Annotated in this window: 16 protein-coding genes; 7 read left to right on the forward strand and 9 right to left on the reverse strand. The window is 68.5% G+C overall.

Features of this window, described 5'->3' with window-relative positions:
* The first annotated feature begins 38 nt into the window (after positions 1-38).
* Positions 39-1559, forward strand: a complete 1521-nt coding sequence (locus DGN21_RS19560) for a tryptophan halogenase family protein (RefSeq protein WP_047130137.1) — start codon at positions 39-41, stop codon at positions 1557-1559.
* 205 nt (positions 1560-1764) lie between these two features.
* Here DGN21_RS19560 and DGN21_RS19565 read toward each other — a convergent pair whose 3' ends face one another.
* The 4 genes from DGN21_RS19565 to DGN21_RS19580 form a co-directional block, all read right to left on the reverse strand.
* Entirely contained in the window at positions 1765-2460 is a 696-nt protein-coding gene (locus DGN21_RS19565; RefSeq protein ID WP_126966957.1) for a hypothetical protein, read from the reverse strand.
* 5 nt (positions 2461-2465) lie between these two features.
* Positions 2466-3062, reverse strand: coding sequence for a hypothetical protein (locus DGN21_RS19570; protein ID WP_126966958.1), 597 nt, complete (start codon positions 3060-3062; stop codon positions 2466-2468).
* A 277-nt stretch (positions 3063-3339) separates the two neighbouring features.
* On the reverse strand, positions 3340-4071 hold the full coding sequence (gene pyrF, locus DGN21_RS19575) for an orotidine-5'-phosphate decarboxylase (RefSeq protein ID WP_126966959.1): 732 nt from the start codon (positions 4069-4071) through the stop codon (positions 3340-3342).
* Positions 4068-5033, reverse strand: coding sequence for a 5'-nucleotidase, lipoprotein e(P4) family (locus DGN21_RS19580; RefSeq protein ID WP_024937644.1), 966 nt, complete (start codon positions 5031-5033; stop codon positions 4068-4070). The genes pyrF and DGN21_RS19580 overlap by 4 nt, the downstream gene beginning before the upstream one ends.
* 16 nt (positions 5034-5049) lie before the next feature.
* On the opposite strand from DGN21_RS19580, the gene DGN21_RS19585 reads away from it, so the two are divergent.
* Together DGN21_RS19585 and DGN21_RS19590 are read left to right on the forward strand one after the other, a co-directional pair.
* On the forward strand, positions 5050-5256 hold the full coding sequence (locus DGN21_RS19585) for a hypothetical protein (protein ID WP_126966960.1): 207 nt from the start codon (positions 5050-5052) through the stop codon (positions 5254-5256).
* A 58-nt stretch (positions 5257-5314) separates the two neighbouring features.
* Entirely contained in the window at positions 5315-5971 is a 657-nt protein-coding gene (locus tag DGN21_RS19590) for a DUF480 domain-containing protein (RefSeq protein WP_046345133.1), read from the forward strand.
* Between the two features lie 159 nt (positions 5972-6130).
* Here DGN21_RS19590 and DGN21_RS19595 read toward each other — a convergent pair whose 3' ends face one another.
* Genes DGN21_RS19595 through DGN21_RS19615 form a run of 5 tightly spaced genes read right to left on the reverse strand, consistent with a single transcriptional unit; the run spans position 6131 to position 11211 of the window.
* A complete protein-coding gene (locus tag DGN21_RS19595) occupies positions 6131-6982 on the reverse strand; it encodes an STM4011 family radical SAM protein (RefSeq protein WP_024937646.1) in 852 nt (283 codons plus the stop codon).
* Between the two features lie 7 nt (positions 6983-6989).
* Positions 6990-8351, reverse strand: a complete 1362-nt coding sequence (locus DGN21_RS19600; RefSeq protein ID WP_126966961.1) for an STM4012 family radical SAM protein — start codon at positions 8349-8351, stop codon at positions 6990-6992.
* Complete coding sequence (locus DGN21_RS19605) at positions 8348-9166, reverse strand: STM4013/SEN3800 family hydrolase (protein WP_046345134.1); 819 nt, start codon at positions 9164-9166, stop codon at positions 8348-8350. The genes DGN21_RS19600 and DGN21_RS19605 overlap by 4 nt, the downstream gene beginning before the upstream one ends.
* Positions 9159-10280, reverse strand: a complete 1122-nt coding sequence (locus DGN21_RS19610) for an STM4014 family protein (RefSeq protein ID WP_126966974.1) — start codon at positions 10278-10280, stop codon at positions 9159-9161. The genes DGN21_RS19605 and DGN21_RS19610 overlap by 8 nt, the downstream gene beginning before the upstream one ends.
* A gap of 19 nt (positions 10281-10299) precedes the next feature.
* Positions 10300-11211, reverse strand: a complete 912-nt coding sequence (locus DGN21_RS19615; protein WP_039520906.1) for an STM4015 family protein — start codon at positions 11209-11211, stop codon at positions 10300-10302.
* Between the two features lie 151 nt (positions 11212-11362).
* On the opposite strand from DGN21_RS19615, the gene DGN21_RS19620 reads away from it, so the two are divergent.
* Genes DGN21_RS19620 through DGN21_RS19635 form a run of 4 tightly spaced genes read left to right on the forward strand, consistent with a single transcriptional unit; the run spans position 11363 to position 17430 of the window.
* Complete coding sequence (locus DGN21_RS19620; protein WP_184551930.1) at positions 11363-12481, forward strand: AAA family ATPase; 1119 nt, start codon at positions 11363-11365, stop codon at positions 12479-12481.
* Complete coding sequence (locus DGN21_RS19625; protein WP_039520913.1) at positions 12478-12891, forward strand: hypothetical protein; 414 nt, start codon at positions 12478-12480, stop codon at positions 12889-12891. Before DGN21_RS19620 ends, DGN21_RS19625 begins: the two co-directional genes overlap by 4 nt.
* Complete coding sequence (locus DGN21_RS19630; RefSeq protein WP_184551931.1) at positions 12888-14738, forward strand: hypothetical protein; 1851 nt, start codon at positions 12888-12890, stop codon at positions 14736-14738. Before DGN21_RS19625 ends, DGN21_RS19630 begins: the two co-directional genes overlap by 4 nt.
* Positions 14731-17430: a bpX6 domain-containing protein gene (locus DGN21_RS19635; protein ID WP_215825037.1), complete on the forward strand. Its 2700-nt coding sequence runs from the start codon at positions 14731-14733 to the stop codon at positions 17428-17430. Before DGN21_RS19630 ends, DGN21_RS19635 begins: the two co-directional genes overlap by 8 nt.
* Positions 17431-17475 lie beyond the last annotated feature (45 nt).

Genomic DNA, 17475 nt, shown 5'->3' on the forward strand with positions numbered 1-17475 from the left:
TTTGTCCGTCCGCCATCTTTGCCCAGGAACACACAGGCATGATCCCCGCTCCCCTCCGCAATATCGTCATCGTCGGCGGTGGCACCGCCGGCTGGATGGCCGCCGCGGCGTTCGCGCGCGTGCTCGGCCCCGGCTTCAAGGTGCAGCTGATCGAGTCCGAACAGCTCGGCACCGTCGGCGTCGGCGAGGCCACCGTGCCGCACATCAAGGCCTTCAATAACCTGCTCGGCATCGATGAAGCCGAGTTCGTCCGCCAGACCCAGGGCAGCTTCAAGCTCGGCATCGAGTTCGTCGACTGGCAGCGGCCCGGCACGTCGTACATCCATGGCTTCGGCACCCAGATTGGGCACCCGCTCGGGCTGCTGCCGTTCCACCAGTACTGGATCAAGCAGCACGCGCGCGGCAAGGCGCAGCCGCTGGGCGCCTATACGCTCAACACCGTGGCCGCGGTGCGCGGCAAGTTCATGACCTCGGCCGGCGATGTGCCGGCCAATTCGCCGCTGGCCAATATCGCCTACGCGTATCACTTCGATGCCACGCAGTACGCGCGCTTCTTGCGCACTTACGCCGAACAGCGCGGCGTCACCCGTATCGAAGGCCTGGTCGAGCAGGTGCAGCTGCATGCGGATAGCGGCCACGTGCAATCGCTGCAGCTGGCCTCCGGGCAGGTCGTCAGCGGCGACCTGTTCATCGACTGCTCCGGCTTCCGTGGGCTGTTGATCGAAGAAGCGCTGCACACCGGCTACCACGACTTCACCCATTGGCTGCCCTGCGACCGCGCCCTGGCGGTGCCGAGCGAAAACGTCGGCCCGCCCACGCCGTATACGCGCTCCACCGCGCGCGCGGCCGGCTGGCAGTGGCGCATCCCGCTGCAGCACCGCACCGGCAACGGCTATGTGTACTCCAGCGCGCACATCAGCGACGACGAAGCCGCCGCCACGCTGCTCGCCAACCTGGACGGCAAGCCGCTGGCCGACCCGCGCCCGCTGCGCTTCACCACCGGCCGGCGCAAGCAGTTCTGGAACCGCAATGTGGTGGCGCTGGGCCTGGCCAGCGGCTTCCTGGAACCGCTGGAATCGACCAGCATCCATCTGATCCAGGCCGGCATTTCCCGGCTGCTGGAGCTGTTTCCACGCGAGGGCATCAGCCCGGTGCTGGTGCAGCGCTACAACGACCGGCTGGCGTTCGAGTTCGACCGCATCCGCGATTTCCTGGTGCTGCATTACCACGCCACCGAGCGCGACGACAGCGCGTTCTGGCGCCACTGCCGCACGATGCCGATCACCCCGGAGCTGCAGACCACGCTGGACCTGTTTCGCGACAGCGGGCGCTTCTACCGCAATGCCGAGGAGATGTTCGCCGAGATCAGCTGGGTGCAGGTGATGGTCGGCCAGGGCATCCTGCCGCGGGGCTACCACCCGCTGGTGGACCAGGTACCCGATCACGACGCCGAACGCTTCCTGGCCAGCGTGGCGCAGACCATCGGCCACTGCGTGGACGTCATGCCGACCCACCAGCAGTTCATCGATCGCTACTGCAAGGCAGCGGCGCCGCGTTGAGCGACGGCACCGCCGACGCAGTCGCTGCAAGCACCGATCGGCAGGCAAAAAAAAGGACCGGGCACAAGGCCCGATCCCTTCGAAAACCGGGACAAGCCCGGTGGACAATGAGTGGCACAGCTTCCGACTGACATCGGACGAGGGGCATCGTACGCAGGCTTTAACGTTAAAGCAACACTTTAATAATATCTACGTAACTCATTGATTAGTCAGAAGCAGCGACCGCTGCGGTCTCGTGAAACAAGGTCGGGAAGTTGCGTGCGAACTCTTCGCTGCACTGAGCAACGTAATCAGCACCCACCTGCTTCACCTTGGCGTAGTCTGCCGCTTGCCAGTCGGCCAGTGACAACTCAATGGGTGCCGGATTGCAGCGTTGTGTGACCGTTGCCTGGCGCTGGCCGTCGCGGTCCGGAGCACGCGCTTCCATATCCAATGAAAGGTGCAATTGGTAGGGCGTCTGCGAATCCGACAACGAAGTGTAGATCAATGCCCATGTAGCGGGACGGATCACAAACTGCGCGGGCGGCGTGGCCGCAGGATGCGCCAGCGCATAACTGCGCAGTTGTTCTTCCAGCGCGCGCGGGAGTTCCTTGATTGAAGGATCTACCAGATCCTCATTCGGGTCACCGAGCAGATCCTCCTTCTTAAATGCCGTAATGTTTCCGCCGGTGCTCATCGCCCCGAAGATTCCCTGCATGACTTTCAGGCTGGTTGCCTTTGCGGTGTGCGAGCGATGCACGACACGCAACCCGGTGGTCTTGCGATAGATATCTTTCGACGCGACTACGGTCAATGGTGGCTGGATCGGCTCGGCGACGATCGCCTTGGGTTTTGGAGCCGTTGCGCAGGCGCTGAGCAGTGCGGCGCCCAGGCAAATGGAGATTAAACGGACATGTGCCATGGCAATCATTCCTTTGAGGTGGCGGGGCAGCTGGGTAACGCGGCGGCAATGGCGCGGCGTTCGGTCGTACCGTCGTTACGCTTTGTCAGGGCATACACATCGAGCCGGCAGCGGCCCGCACCGAAATCCACGTGCGCCTCGTAATCGATACCCGATTCCGGCACGAAACTGCGCGTGGTTGCGCAAGTCGGCCCGTGACCGATCGGGGCATTGCAGACCATTCGATAGCCTGGCGGCGCTTTGGGACACGTCTGACTGGCTACAGCACCGGCACTGAAACCCACCACCATGGGTTCACCTGCCCGCACAGCCAATTCCAAGGGATGTTTGGGTGTATCGCTCAAGCGCGGCATGCCCAGATCCTGCCCACCGAACACCAGCGCGCGAGCAGCTCTGCCAAATCCCGGCACGTTGGCACGGTCGCACGTGGTCCCAGGGTAGATGACGGTATTACCGTCATCGCCGACGATGCGCAGACGCGTTCGTTGACCGTCGGTGGGTTCGTTGTAGCGGAACAACTCAGGCACGTTGGCGACGAGAGAACAGGCGCCAAGGCCAATACAAAGCACCACCGCAGTTAGCGGCCGAAAAAGATCACGCATGACACTGCTATCCGAAACCGGTGTCCCATATCGGCAGCGACCGGCAGCGCGAGACGCTGCGGTAGTACCGTCCTTGGGCGATATGGCGCAAACATCGCGCACATGCGCATCCTTGCAGACGATGGTCACCGTCTAGGTCGCCTGCCGATAAAGAATTACGTTTTCACGTAATCCTCACCAGCAGGCAATACCCCACCCCAGGTGGGTGATTTCCCTACCTGAGTTGACTGGCTATCGCATTTCGCATCTTGCGAGGTCGCAAGAAACCGCAGCCGCCTTACTCGTGACGTTGCCCCAATGCAGTACGAATCTCGGCCTGGATCGCATTCGCCGCAGCGGCCGGATCGCCAGCCAGGCGGATCGGCCGGCCGACCACGATGGCGTCGGCGCCATCGTGGAAGGCCTGCGCCACACCCACGGTACGTTGCTGATCGTCGCCGACCGGGCCGCCGGGGCGGATGCCGGGGCAGACGATCGAAAACCCTGCGCCGGTGGCGCTGCGGATCCGGCCGGCCTCCTGGCCGGAGGCGATCACCCCGTCGATGCCGGCGGCCTGCGCGGCCAGCGCGCGCTCCACCACCACCTCCACCGGTTCGCGGTCGATGCCCATCGCCGCCAGGTCCGGCCGGCCCATCGAGGTCAGCACGGTCACCGCCAGCAGGCGCATGTCGCCGTGGTTGGCCTCGGCGGCGGCCTGCAGCATGCCGGCGTGCCAGCCGTGCACGGTGCAATAGCTCACCGGCCACTGCGCCAGGCGGCGGATGGTGCCGGCCACGGTGGCCGGGATGTCGAAGAACTTCAGGTCCACGAACACGCGCTTGTCGCGCCTGGCCAGGGCGTCGAGCACCTGGAAGTACTCGCCAGAGGCCAGCAGCTCCATGCCGATCTTGTAGAAGGACACCGACTCGCCCAGGCGGTCGACCCAGGCGATCGCCTCGTCGTGGCCGGGCACATCCAGCGCAAAGATCAACCGCTCATGCGCGGCCAGCGGCAACGGGGCGCGGCTCATCGGGCCACCTCCAGCGCGGCGCGCTTGGCATCGTGGCGCTGCTGCCAGGGCTGGGCGTAATCGTTGTTGAACTGCGCCGGCTCCCAGCCGCCGTAGCTGGGGTTGGGCAGCATCCACCAGCGCTCGCCGAACCAGTCGTGGTACTGCTGCAGCAGCGCGCCACGCGCCTGGCCGGTGTTGGCGGTGACCTGCACGAAGTCGCCCAACTGGTCGCCGAACTGCATCAGCACGCGGTACTTCTGGCCGGCCAACTGGCGCCGGCAGTTCTTCTCGCTGCCGTTCTGCTCGCAGCCCTGGACCACGGTGCCAAGGCCCAGAAACACGCTGTCATCGGCCACCGGCAGCCCGACGCTGCGCAGGTTGGCAAGCGTGGCGTCCTTGAGGTGCACGGCGCGGTTGGAGATGTAGACCAGGGTGATGCCGCGGGCGTTGGCGGCCTTGGCGAAATCCACCACGCCCGGGATCGCGGTGGCCTTCTTCTCCGCCACCCACTGGTCCCAACTCAGCTCGTCGTATTCCTTGCCGTCGCGCAGCAGGCGCGCCTGGTACGGCGAGTTGTCCAGCACCGTCTCGTCCACGTCCAGCACCACCGCCGGCTTCAGCCCGGTGGCGGCATTGCCGCGTTCCTCGGGCACCAGCGCGTCCCAGTTGGGCTGCTTCAGCGCCGCGTCCAGCTTGTCGGCAGCGGCGCGGTAGGTCTGCTCGGCCACGGCGCGGTATTCCTCCGAGCGCTGCATCCACAACACTGCGTTGAGGTTGTCGTCGCCAGCCGGCACGGTGGCGGCTGCGGGCGGCGTGGCGGTCTTGGCTGCGGCGGCGCCGGCGGCCGCATTGGCGGACACGGCGGCGTCCTGCGCGCGCTGCGCGAGCTCCTTGTCGCCGGGTTTGCAGGCGCTCAGGGCCAGCGCGGTGCAGGCGAGCAGGGACAACGGGGCGTAAAGCGAGGGGCGCATGGCATCCACCAGGACAGGAGCGGCAATGAAGACCGCGATTTTAGCGGGTTCGCGCCGCCCCGCCCGCTCCGGCCGACAGCAGTGCTGCGGGCAGCGACACGTGCGCACGCACGGCGACGTGGCCACCGTGGGATTTGCTGGCGTTGCACGCGTGCCTCATGCGCCTGCGACGACTGACGGCCGCTTCGATCCCGTTGCCGCTCTGGCTGCCCTGCACGGGATCGCGGTCTGAAGAACGCCAATGCAGGATCGGCATATGCTTGTGCGCTGATTGCCCCGGAGTCGCCCCCATGACAGATGCACCTTCCCCGCCCGTCCTCGATACCGCCCAGGCCCGCGTGCTCGGCTGCCTGATCGAAAAAGAGGCGACCACGCCGGATGCGTATCCGCTCACGGTCAACGCCGCGCAGGTGGCCGCCAACCAGAAGACCGCACGCGAGCCGGTGCTGAACCTGCAGACCGGCGTGGTGCATCACGCCCTGCGTCAACTCGAAACCCTGGGGCTGGTCCGCCAGCAGTTCTCCTCGCGCGCCGAGCGTTACGAGCACCGGCTGGGCAGCGTGCTGGACCTGACCCGCCAGCAGGTGGCCCTGATCGGCCTGCTGCTGTTGCGCGGCCCGCAAACCCTGGGCGAACTGTTCGCGCGCAGCGAGCGGTTGGCGCGCTTCAACGATGCCGACGACGTGCGCCACCATCTGGACCGGCTCATCCAGCGCAGCCTGGCGGTGCAACTGCCGCGCGCCAGCGGCCAGCGCGAGGACCGCTACATGCATCTGCTCAGCGGCGAGCTGGATCTGGACGCACTGCAGGCCGCAGCTGCCACGCGCGAGAGCACGCCGCGCGGCGCCGACAGCGCTGCCCTGGAAGCGCGCGTGCAGAGCCTGGAAGAGCAGCTGCAGGAACTGCGCGAGCAGGTGACCGCGCTGCTTACCCGCCTGGGCGAGTAAGCGCAGGAAGCGAAGCGCTCGCCCCGCCGCCAGTCGCACGCGGCCAATGCCTGGTGCGGCACGGCCCGCGCGTGCACTGCGGTAACTGCGCGCCGTCCCTGACAACTGCCCGCCACGGTGCGAGCCGCTCCGGGCAAGTCACCGCTCGGCACTGAGGGATCACACCGTCGCCGGCACCCGTTCCAGCACGCCGCCCGCATAGTCGGCCTGGAACGGCAGGTCCGGCCGATGCACATAGCCGATGAAGCAATCGCACCGCGTATTGGGGCAGCTGCGGGCACGCAGCTGCGCGGCGAAACTGCCGTCGTAGAGATTGCCCAGCGGCGTAGCGACGAAGTGGCAGCGCCGCACGGTGCCATCGCCATCCACCGACAGCACCGACTCGCCGGTCAGGCAGGGCGCGCCGAAGCTGGGCGGCGGGGCGAGGTTGTAGCCGAAATGCGGATCGATCCGGCTCAAACGCTGCACTTGCTCGGGCGTGTAGTAGTTCGGCGGGCGCGGATCGAAGGCGTTGAGCCACATCGGCGTGGCGGCAGGCAGTGCAGCACGTAGCGCCTCGATCTCGTCCATGTGCGCGTGCGAGGCGACCATGCCCACGCTGTGGCGCACGCCGCGTTCGCGCAATGCCTGGCAGCGTCGCAGGAAGGCCGCGCGCGTCACCTGGCTGGGATGGTAGGTGCACCACAGCGCCAGGCGGTCGAGATTGGCCGCGTCCAGCCAGCGCATGCCCGTGCACAGGTTGGTCTGGATCGCCACGCGGCGCAGCTGCGGCAACTGGCTCAGCTGCACCATCGCGTCGCGGTAATGCCGCCGCACCAGACCCTCGCCCCAGGGCGTGAACAGGATCGACAACGGCCGCGTCTGTGCCTGCGCCCAGCCGACGAACCGCGCCAGATCCTGCGCATCGCGGCGCAGCGCGGCGGGGCTGTCGTAGGTCTTGGCGAACGGGCAGTAATCGCAGGCGTAATTGCAGCTGCTCAGCCGTCCCCGATAGAGCAATGACAGATGCATCGGCCGCTTACCCGACCTGGTACTGCTGCATGCGCTCGACAATCGGCGCAGAGGTCAGCCACGGGCCGATGGTGTCGGCCCGCTCCATGCCTGCGGCGGTGAGCGACAACAGTGCTCCGTGCTGCTGCGCCAGCCCCAGCGCCAGCAACTCCTGCAGCTGCGGCAAGGCCTGCAGGCAATCCAGGCCGAAGCGCTGACGGAAGTCGTCCCGGTCCAGCCCCGGGAACACCAGCAACGACTGGATCGCATGCCGCCGCATGACATCGTCGGCATCCAGCGCGATGCCGTAGTCGGCGCAGGCGAAGCTGGCCGGATCGCGCGCCAGGTAGTGATCGAGGATCTCCGCCACCGAGCGCCGGCTGACACCGTATTCGCTGGAGTAATGCAGGCCGGCGGTATACGAGCGCGCGCCGCAGCCGATGCCCACCATGCCATCGCTCTGGCAGCAGTACACCGGCGCGTCGCCATCGCGCGCATGCGGGGCGCGGAACATGCGCATCGAGACCTGCGTGTAGCCGGCCGCCAGCAGATGATCGCGTCCGGCCCGGTACAGCACCAGGCGCTCGTCCAGCGGCTCTGGGTGCAGCATGAAGCTGCGTCGCCCGCCGCTCTTGGCCTCGATCCGGCCGAGGCCGGTCATCGGCCGCACGTACAGCGGATACAGATACAGCTCTTCGGGCGCATGCCGCAGTGCGCTATCGATGGAGGCCAGGAAGCTGTCCACGGTCTGCCCGGCGATGCCGTAGATCAGATCCAGATTCAGCGTCGGGATGTCCTGGGCGCGAATGGTGGCGATCGCCCGCTCCACCGTGTCGCGCTGCTGCGGCCGCACCAGTGCGCTCACTTCGGCGGCGCTGAAACTCTGGATGCCCATGCTGACGCGATCGATCCCAGCCTGCCGGCAGACCCGCAGCCGCTCGGCATCCACGGTTTCCGGCGAGACCTCGATGCCGGCCGGAATGGTGTCCAGCGCAATCGTCGCGTGCCGCGCCACCATGTCGAACACGCGCTGCAATTGCGGAGGAGTCAGATAGCTCGGCGTGCCGCCGCCCATCGCAAAGCGCACGAAGCGGTGCGTGCCCAAGGCCTGCACGGTGGCGCGCAATTGCTGCTCCATCTGCAGCAGATAGGCCTCCACCTGCGCCGCTGCCGGGCGTGCCAGCGCGAACAGGTTGCAGAACCCGCAGCGGTACGAGCAGAACGGGATATGCAGGTACAGAAACAGCGCCTGCCGGGGTTCGTCGGCCCAGACCTGCGACAACGGCACGGCCGGCTGCAGCGGCCGGTAACTGGTCTTGTGCGGATACGAGTACGAATAGGCCTGATAGGGCGGCTGGCGCAGCAACTCGGCCAACGAAGGCAGGCTCATGGGGTCACCAGGAAATGGGCATAAGGCACGGTCATCACCACCTCGTGGGCCAGGCGATGGCCATGGTAGCCATCCTCGCCGTAGGCCGTGCCGTGATCGGAACAGACGATGGCAAACGCGCCACCACGCGCACGCAGTGCGGCAAACAACGGCGCCAGCGCCGCATCCACATAGCGCAGCGCGGCGCAGTGGCTGTCGAAGTCGTCGCGTACCGCACCGGGGAGGTAATGGCAATTGGGCTGATGCAGGGCCGAGACGTTGATGAAGAGAAAACAGCGGGTATCGCGCAGGGCGGGATCGCCCAGGCGTGCGCAGGCCAGGGCGACCTGGCGCTCGGTCGAATCGGCGGCAGCGACGCCAAACGCCGGCGACCAGTGGCTCTCGCCGAACAGGCCGGGCAACTGCGCACCGAGCGCGTTGGCCTTGTTGAAGAAGCCGGTGCCACCGATGCACAGCGTGTGATACCCGCAGCGCGACAGCCCATCGACGATATCGCCGCTGTCGGCGAACACCTGGGTCTGCGCGACGATGGTCTCGCTGCCGTCGAAGGCCAGCGCGAACAGGCGCGGGTGCGGGCCCTGGCGCGCAGGGGTCGGTAAAAACCCGGCGAAAAAGGCCATGTGGGCCGCGTAGGTAAAGCTGCCCGGCGTGTGCCGCCGCTCCCAGCCACCGGCCGGCAGGTACGGCGCCAGCACCGGCAGCTCGCCCCGTGCAAAACAGCGCTGCGCAGCGTCGTAGCGCAGCGTATCCAAGGTGATCAGCACGATGTCGTACGCACCGACGATGGCGTGCATGTCCGGCAGCGTCTCAACCATGCAGGCGGTTCTCGCAATCGGTGTCGGCGACGCTGCCGACGGCGGCGCAAAGTGCTGCCTGATCCTCGTAAGTCGTGCGCCCCTGCCAGCGCAGCTGCGGCAGCAGGTCGCCAAAGCCGTTGGCTTCCAGCACATGGCAGCGCCCGGCGCGCTGGATCAGGTCGAAACCGATCATGCGACAGTCGGCAAACGCGCTGGCCGCCTGCGCCACGGTGCTGGCGACCGCCGCATCCACGTCGGCACGCTGCCAGGCCTGCGCCGGCAGGCGCCGGTTGCCCAGGTGCAGATTGGTCAGCGGGCCGCGGCTGGCACGCGCCACACGCTGCCGCGCCGCACCGTCGAACGCGATCACGCGCAGGTCGTAGTGATAGCCGGGCAGGCCGGGCGCGCGCGGCTTGGGAATCCACCGCTCCAGGTAAGCGCCCTGCGCGGCGATCGCATCCACCAGCGGCGCGATCTCCTCGGTGCGGGTATAGCGGCGCTGGCGCAATGCGTTGAACACCCGCACCTGGCCGCCCTGCACCACCAGCTCGGCCGAGCCGCTGGCGATCTGGCGCCCATCGCGGTGCCAGCGATACGCCAGCACCCCCGCGCCGGACGATCCGTAGCGCGGCTTGAGAAATGCCTGGTTGCAGCCGCTCGCCTGCAGGCGTTCGCGCAGGCCGGCGTAGCTGTCGACCGTGCCCAGCAGGGCAGGCACGGTGACACCTGCCGCAGCCAGGCGCTGCTGGCAGCCAAGCTTGTCGGTCATTGCCAGCAGATCCGCCGGTGGATTCAGATAGCGCGCCGCCGGCAAGGTCGCAAACAGGTCCGCAAACCCCGCATGCCACAGATGCTGATGCGCCAGTTCGCCATGCGCCAATGGCGCAGGTGCCGGCCCAGGCCGGCCCAGACACTGCCAACCGCGCACGATCAGCGCCTGATGCAACCCCGGCGCCTCGCCCGGCGATTCCAGCTTGACCAGCGCGGCCGGATGCCGCGCCAGCCAGTCCTGCAACGGCGCTGTGGTGTCCAGCAGCTGCAGATAATCGAACACCTTGGCCGCAGGCTGGCCCTGCGCCTGCAATGCCTGCTGCAGGGCGGCAACCCTGCGGCTGTCCCGTGGCCCCACCAAGACCCAATGCGCGCTCACGTCATTCGGAGACAGCGACGTAGCGCTCGTCTTCTTCTTCCTCTTCGGGGTCTTCCAGGATCACCGTGACCGGCAACGTCGTCAGACGGGCCTGCCAGTCGGCAGAAATGTAGTGATGGCTCAGATCGATCCGCTGCAGCTGGCCCAGTTGCGTGCTTTCGACCAGGGCCCGCGCGCCGACATCGCCGATGGTGCCCAGCGACAAGTCCAGCGTGTCCAGGCTGCCCAGCCACGGCTGGGTGGCCAGCCAGCTCGCCAGTTCGTCGGTGTTGGCTGCATTGCGCAGGCCCAGATAGCGCAGACGCTCCGGGCGGATGGCTGCCAGCAGCCGCTGATAGGTGCCCAGATCGCCGTCGTAGCCGTAATCCTCCACGCCCAGCCAGAGCTCCAGGTGCTGCAGCGCCGGCAGCGTGGAGTCGGCGATCGCCTGCACGATGGCTGACGGCAGCCCACCGCATTCGATCGCCAGTTCCTGCAGCTGTGTATGCGTGAACGGGGTCAGCGCCAATTTGGACGAACCGCGCACGCGCAGCGATTGCAGCGCCGGAAATGCGGCCAGCAGCGGGGTGTAGTCGGTCTGGATGATCCACGACACCTCGCAGTCCTCGCAGACCATGTCGCCGACGAACAGCGCGCGCAGCGCGGTCAGTTCGTCGCGGCGTTCGATCAGCCGCTGCAGATAGCCGCTGGGGCCTTCCTCATAGGATTCGCGCCAGGGGCCGATGATCAATGCCTGGATACTGGCCGGGTCGACCTGCGCCAGCAGGCTGTCGAGCAACTCCGCCTGGCTGCCTTCGCCTTCGTAGTCCTGGCGCAGCCGGTACACAACGTCGCCGCCGCTGGCGGGCTGGTCCACACTGAAGTCCACCACGCGCTTGCCGCGATAGAATTCCGAATACTCGCCGATCGTCATTGCATTGCCTCCCTGGCTCGGTGAGCGCACAGGATACCCGCACGCTCGTGGCAGCCTCGTTAATGCCATGCGCCACCGCTTCATCACCCGTTCCACAGGCGGTCGCCGGTGCCTGCACCGCGCCGCACGTTTTGCTCGAAGGACCGATCGCATGCACGCCCATCCCGCCGCCGCGCGCATTCGCGCCACCGTCCAGGCCGCCACGACCGGATTGATCGAGCGCGATCAGCTGGCCGAATTGATCGTGCTCGCAGCGGTGGCGCAGGAACATCTGCTGATCATCGGCCCGCCGGGCACCGCCAAGAGCGCGGTCGTGCGGCGCGTCGCCGCCGCACTGGGCGGTCGCTATTTCGAATATCTGCTGGGCCGCTTCACCGAACCGGCAGAATTGTTCGGCCCGGTGGACCTGCGCAAATTGCGCGAGGGCAGCGTGCAGATCGACGTGACCGGGATGTTGCCCGAGGCGGACATCGCCTTCCTCGACGAAGTCTTCCTGGGTTCCACCGCCATCCTCAACACCTTGCTCGGGCTGCTCAACGAACGCCGCTTCCGGCGTGGCCAGACCGACCTGCACTGCCCGTTGCGCCTGTGCGTGGGCGCGGCCAACGCGCTGCCGGACGACGATGCGCTGGCGGCCTTCAGCGACCGCTTCCTGCTGCATCTGTTCGTCGACCCGGTGGCGGACCATCAGCTCGAAGCGCTGCTGTCCGGCGGATGGCAGGCCGAGCGTGCGCCGCTGCAGCCGGTCGCCGGGCTGGCCGACCTGGACCTGTTGTGCGAACAGGCACGTGCGGTGGACATGGATGGCGCACGCACGGCGCTCGCCGCAGCGATCCGGACATTGCGCGGCGCAGGCGTGCAGCTGTCGGATCGTCGCCTGGTCAAGACCCAGCGGCTGATCGCCGCCGCCTGCGTGCTGGCCGGACGCACCCAGGCCAGCGAGGCCGATCTGTGGCCGCTGTTCTATGTGCTGCCGACCCGCGAGCAGCAAGCCAGCGCACGCGACCTGCTGCGCGGCACCCTGGCCGCCGCCACCAATCCCACCTTGCGCGCGGCCGTCGAACAGGCCGCCCTGCAACCGCTCTCGCGCACTGCCCGGCTGGTGGAGGCCGCCCAGTGCTGCCTGCAGGATCAGCACAATCCCGCCGTGCGCACCATGGCCGAAGCCTTGCTGCGCGAGATCGATGCCAACTTCACGGCCGCCTCGCTGCCGGCCGAGCTGGCCCACGAACGCACGCGCCTGATCGAGCAGATTGGCAACGGCGCGTGAACTGGTCGTGGCAGGACGAGCCGGTGCCGGTCGCCCCGCAGGGGGTGATCGGCGTGGGCGATGCCGCACGCGGGTTGCTGGCGGCATGGGCGCGCCTGTCCGACGGCGCGGGCTTGCTGGTCACCGCCACCGCGCAGGCCTTGCTGCTGACCGGCCCTGCGCCGCAGCTCCCCTGGGCCGACGGCGTGCAGTACGTGGCGCCGCGCGCGGACACCACCGGCCTGTGGTTGCCCACCGCCGAACGTCCCGACCTGCCGCTGGAACTGCTGGAGCGTGCGCTGCGCCGCCAGCACGGGGCGCAGCCGCTGTTGCTGCTGCGCTCACCGGCACTGGTGCTGCCGCTGCATCGGTTGCTGCCGGCGCGTGCCGAGGTCGTGGCGCAGATCCGTCAGCGCTGGGAAGCCGCGTGAGCGCCGTGCTGCAGATGCCTGCACCGTTACAGCCCTGGCGGCTGTGGCTGGACTGGTTCGACCCGCAGATCGCCGCCCAGCTCGGTCCCTGGTTGGTGCGCCTGGACCCCTTGCTCGGCCGCGCCAGTCGCCTGCGCCGCCAAGACGGCGACAGCGAGCCGGACGGCATCGACGATCTGCGTCGGCGCGGCAGCTACGAGCACCTGCTGCTGAGCGAGTGGGCCCTGGCAGACGCACTGCCGGAGGAATTCCTGCGCCGCGCCGCACACGCCGAGCACCTGTTCCTGGTGCCCCGGATGCAGACCCGCACGCGCGATGCGCGCCTGGTGGCGATCTTCGATGCCGGCCCGGCGCAATGGGGCGCACCGCGCCTGGCACAGATCGCGTTGTGGATCCTGCTGGCACGCCGTGCGCAGGCGGCCAATGCGCGCCTGGTCTGGGGCCTGGCGCATCTGCCCGGCGAGCTGCACGACGCCGACAGCCCCGCCCGGCTGCAACAGCTGCTGCAGGGCCGCACCTTCGAGGCGACCGGCACGCAGCACGCGCACGCCTGGGCCACGCAGTTGGCAACCGCCACGCCGACCACCAACGAGTGCTGGTGGATCGGTGCGCAACCGGTGCGCGCAGCACCGTTCCACCACCAGGCCAGCATCGCGCCTGCAGCCGATGCGCATCTGCAGGTGGGGCTGCAGACGCGCCACGGCACCCGCAGCAGCCTGTTGCCGGTGCCTGCCAGCATGGCCGCCACGCAGCTGCTGCGCGGGCACTTCATCGACACCCAACGCCCCGCCGAGGCCGACGCCGCAAAACACGTGGTCAAGGGCAAGTTCTCGCTGCGCCACGCACCGCTGTTCAGCCCGGACGGCAGCCATGTCGCGTTGCTGCTGGCAGACGGCTACCGCAGCGCGATGGTGAAGGTGCAGCCCGCCGACAGCGTCAAACGGGCGGCGCCGCGCTATCACCAATGGACGCAGGGCGGACAGCTGCTGTGCCTTGCGGCGCAGAACAAGCACGTGGGCGGCATCGTCGCGATCGGTCAGCAGGCCGAGTGCTGGAATCTCGATGGCATGCCCCGCTCCATCGAGGCTGGCGGTCAGAGCATCTGCCCCGTACCCGGCCAGGTGCGGCTGCGTCCGTGCGTGTGGCTCAACAGCGGCGGCCAGCCGCAGCGGTTCCTGCTGTGGGACCAGCACGGCCGGCTGATGTCGTGGACGCGCGATAGCGCCCAGCGGCAGCGGGTTGCGCACGGCAGCGAGATCGCCGGGCAGGTGGTGGCGCTGGCGCAAGGCGATGCCGAGCACGCGATCTACGCCACCCATGTCGCGGGCGAACTGCGGCTGCTGCGCCTGCATCGCACCGGCAAGCAGGACCTCGTCCTGCAGCTGGCGCTGGGGTCGCGTCCGCCGGTCGTGTTGCTGCGCAACCTGGTCCAGGAGGGCCAATGGCGTGGCGCCATCGCCCTGGAACTGGTAAGCCGCCAGGCCGGCGGCGACCGCTCGCTGGCCTACCGTGTACTGCACGGGGGGCCGGCCGATGGCTTCCAGGAATTCGAGGCGATCGTGGCGTCCGGCGACAGGGCGATCGGCCTGATCGGCGACCCCGACGCGCCGCAACACAGCCTGCTGCTGGTGCTGCGCGCCGATCGTCGCGCACTGCTCGCCATCGGCGCCACCGGGCGCCGGACACTGCATCGCGCCGCCAGCGAGATCAGCGCTGCGGCGGTGTCCAGCGATGGCGCGCGGGTCGCCCTGGTCACCCTGCAGGGGCAGGCCTGGATCCTGGGCGATGGCGGCCTGACCCCGTTGATGGTCGTGCAAGGCCAGGCAGAGCAACCCGGCCATGACTAGCCCCGCGCGCACGGACAACGCTGGCGGCAGCGTGCGGTACCCGCTATGGCACGGCAGCCAGATGGTATCGGCGTTGTGGTTCTCGGCGGCGTGGCTCGGCCCGGAGCAACGCCTGGCCAGGCTCGTACGCGCCTGGCAACCGGGCAGCCGGGCGCTGCGCTTCGCCGACGGCGATGTGCTGTGCTTCGCCGCGCCGTGTGCGCTGGTCTGCGAGCAGGCGCCCGGCCTGGCGCTGTGCCAGGCGCATGGCGGCCTGTTTTCCGGCGCGTTGACCGCCGCCGAGGCGGCGCAGTTGCCCCCCGCCGATATCGGTCTGGTACATGGCGCCCAGGTGATCGCGCTGCAGTGGCACCAGGCGCTACCGCTGGATCCTGCCGAGGCGATCGACATGACCGGCTACCCGCTGCACACGCCCTACGACTGCAGCCCGAGCGCGCCACCGCTGGAGGTGGACCGGCTGCGCGGCAAACCGCTGCGGCAACTGCTGGGCGATGCCGTCCCGCCAGCCAGCGCAGAGCGCGATGCGTTCCTCCGCGCGCTGAAGACGCAGCGCCCCGAGGTGCAGAACAGCACGCTGTGGCAACGCCTGCTGGCGCGCGCTCAGCGCACGCTGGGCAGCGCGCATGCGCCGGCATCGAACCGATCCGCAGCCACCGGGCAGCGCACGCACGTGCCGGCACGCCGGGACGCAGCAGCGGTCTCGGCCTGGCGCACGCGGCTTGCCCGCGCACTGGTTGCCTCGCGGCTGGCCGGCCTGGTCGGACATCGCCAGGGTGCCTACATGCGCCGGATGCTGCGCCAGTTCGAGAACGGCGATCTGGACGAAGCCTTGCGCAATGCGCCGCCGCTCGATGGCGTGGGCGAGTCCTTGGGGCAGGCGTTCGGGGTGCCACAGCGGCGCAGCGACCTGAGCTTGTCGCGCACGCGCGGCGCCGGCACCCGCATCGGTCTGGGCGAAGACCTGCAGGCGCATCTGCGCGCGACCTATCGCAGCGCCTTCGCGCGCCTGGACCGCGAGGGGCAGATCGATCGTGCGGTGTTCGTCCTGGCCGAATTGCTCAATGCGCGCCACGAGGCGCTCGACTATCTGGTCAAGCACGCCCGTTACACACAGGCCGCAGAGCTGGCGCTGGGCTGGGACATGCCGGCGGCGATGATCATCCGGCTGCTGATGCTGGCCGGCGATCATGCACGCGCCGTGCAGGTCGCGCGCCGCGATGGCGCCTTCGCCGCGGCAATCCAGCTGCTGCACGGCACCGACCGCGCACTGGCCGACGCGCTGCGGCTGGAATGGGGCCAGGCACTGGTGCAGGCCGGCGACTGGCTGGCCGCCGTGGACGCGGTGTGGCCATTGCACGCGGCGCGCAATCAGGCCGCGCAGTGGCTGCTGGCCGCCGAACAGGCCGGCAGCACGCTGCGCGCACGCGCCCTGGTCAAGCGCGCGCAGCTGTTGCCGGACACGCTGGAACACTATGCCGAGCGCATCGCCGCGCTTGCAGACCCCACGGCCGACGCCGCACCGCGCAGTGAAATGGCAGCGGCGCTGCTGGTGGATGCTTCCCCCAACCGCTCGCTGCAACAGCTGGCGCGGCAGCTGCTGCCGGCGATCGCCGCCGATCATGCGTTCGCACGCAACAGCCTGTCCGTCGGTGATCTGACCACGCTGCTGAAGCTGGCCAAGGACCCCCTGCTCAGCGCCGATATCCCAGCCTTCAAACCACGCGCCGCGACCAGCCAATCCAGGCTATGGGAGGGCGCCACCACCGTGCACCTGCAGGCACCGCAGGCCGGCCTGGCGGCCATCCACGACGTGGCCGCACTCCCGGATCGCCGCTATCTGCTGGCCCTGGGCGAAGCCGGTGCGGCGGTGGTGGACGCGCACGGGCGCCTGCTGCGGCGCTACCCGGCGCCTGCATTCGGAGTCGTCATCGCCGATAGCGGACAGGTCGCCCTGGCAATCGCCCCCCGCGAGCGCGTGTCCACCGTCCATCGGCTGGATCTGATCACCCACGCGATGCGCGACCTTGGCCAGATCGCGCTGCAATACGCCGCGCCCAGCTACAGCGGAATCGGCTGGAGCATCGTGGTCGACAACCGGCTGCTGGTCGTCGATACCGACAAGGATCTGCACAGCGTGCTGTGGCATGTCGGCGACCTGCCTGGCCCGGTGATTGCGGCGGGATTCTTCAGCGATTGCGAGGTGTATCTGGTGCAGGCCCGCGAGCAGCTGGAGGACTGGACCTACAGCCTGCCCGAGAGACGCCTCAAGGCGCGCGATCCCCTGCGCGTGGACCCGCAAACGCCAGTGCTCGCGCATCGGCTCGGCAGCGTGCAGCAAGCGGATGTGCGCACCGATCCCGATGGCGACATCTGCCTGCACTACCAGCACCTCGGCAACGCCCGTCAGTGCCGGTTGCATCACCGCAGCGACGCATCCGGCGCGCCGGATGGATCGAGCGTGGTGGCGCTTGAACTGGGATTCCTGGTTGGCTTGCATTGGCCGCACGGCGCGCGCTATTTCCTGGTGCGCCACCATGACGGCGGCATCGTGGCGTCGCTGGACTGGCCTGCGGGCATCGCGGTCAAGGTGCGCGAGCAGCCCGGCCACCTGCTGTTGCATGACGCACACGGCCGCCTGCTGGATCTGCAGACCGACCGCTCGCTGACCCACGCCCTGTCCTTCCTCGGCTAGCGCGCAAGATCCCACCGCGCCACGACGCCATGCGGGTGCACGCCA

Source organism: Xanthomonas sp. MLO165, from assembly GCF_018831305.1.
GTDB lineage: Bacteria > Pseudomonadota > Gammaproteobacteria > Xanthomonadales > Xanthomonadaceae > Xanthomonas > Xanthomonas arboricola.

Bases quoted from the DNA above. Each gene is read 5' to 3' on its own strand.
- DGN21_RS19560 (WP_047130137.1), top strand. From the start codon at position 39: ATGATCCCCGCTCCCCTCCGCAATATCGTCATCGTCGGCGGTGGCACC.
- DGN21_RS19565 (WP_126966957.1), bottom strand. From the start codon at position 2,460: ATGGCACATGTCCGTTTAATCTCCATTTGCCTGGGCGCCGCACTGCTC.
- DGN21_RS19570 (WP_126966958.1), bottom strand. From the start codon at position 3,062: ATGCGTGATCTTTTTCGGCCGCTAACTGCGGTGGTGCTTTGTATTGGC.
- pyrF (WP_126966959.1), bottom strand. From the start codon at position 4,071: ATGAGCCGCGCCCCGTTGCCGCTGGCCGCGCATGAGCGGTTGATCTTT.
- DGN21_RS19585 (WP_126966960.1), top strand. From the start codon at position 5,050: ATGAAGACCGCGATTTTAGCGGGTTCGCGCCGCCCCGCCCGCTCCGGC.
- DGN21_RS19590 (WP_046345133.1), top strand. From the start codon at position 5,315: ATGACAGATGCACCTTCCCCGCCCGTCCTCGATACCGCCCAGGCCCGC.
- DGN21_RS19595 (WP_024937646.1), bottom strand. From the start codon at position 6,982: ATGCATCTGTCATTGCTCTATCGGGGACGGCTGAGCAGCTGCAATTAC.
- DGN21_RS19600 (WP_126966961.1), bottom strand. From the start codon at position 8,351: ATGAGCCTGCCTTCGTTGGCCGAGTTGCTGCGCCAGCCGCCCTATCAG.
- DGN21_RS19605 (WP_046345134.1), bottom strand. From the start codon at position 9,166: ATGGTTGAGACGCTGCCGGACATGCACGCCATCGTCGGTGCGTACGAC.
- DGN21_RS19615 (WP_039520906.1), bottom strand. From the start codon at position 11,211: ATGACGATCGGCGAGTATTCGGAATTCTATCGCGGCAAGCGCGTGGTG.
- DGN21_RS19620 (WP_184551930.1), top strand. From the start codon at position 11,363: ATGCACGCCCATCCCGCCGCCGCGCGCATTCGCGCCACCGTCCAGGCC.
- DGN21_RS19635 (WP_215825037.1), top strand. From the start codon at position 14,731: ATGACTAGCCCCGCGCGCACGGACAACGCTGGCGGCAGCGTGCGGTAC.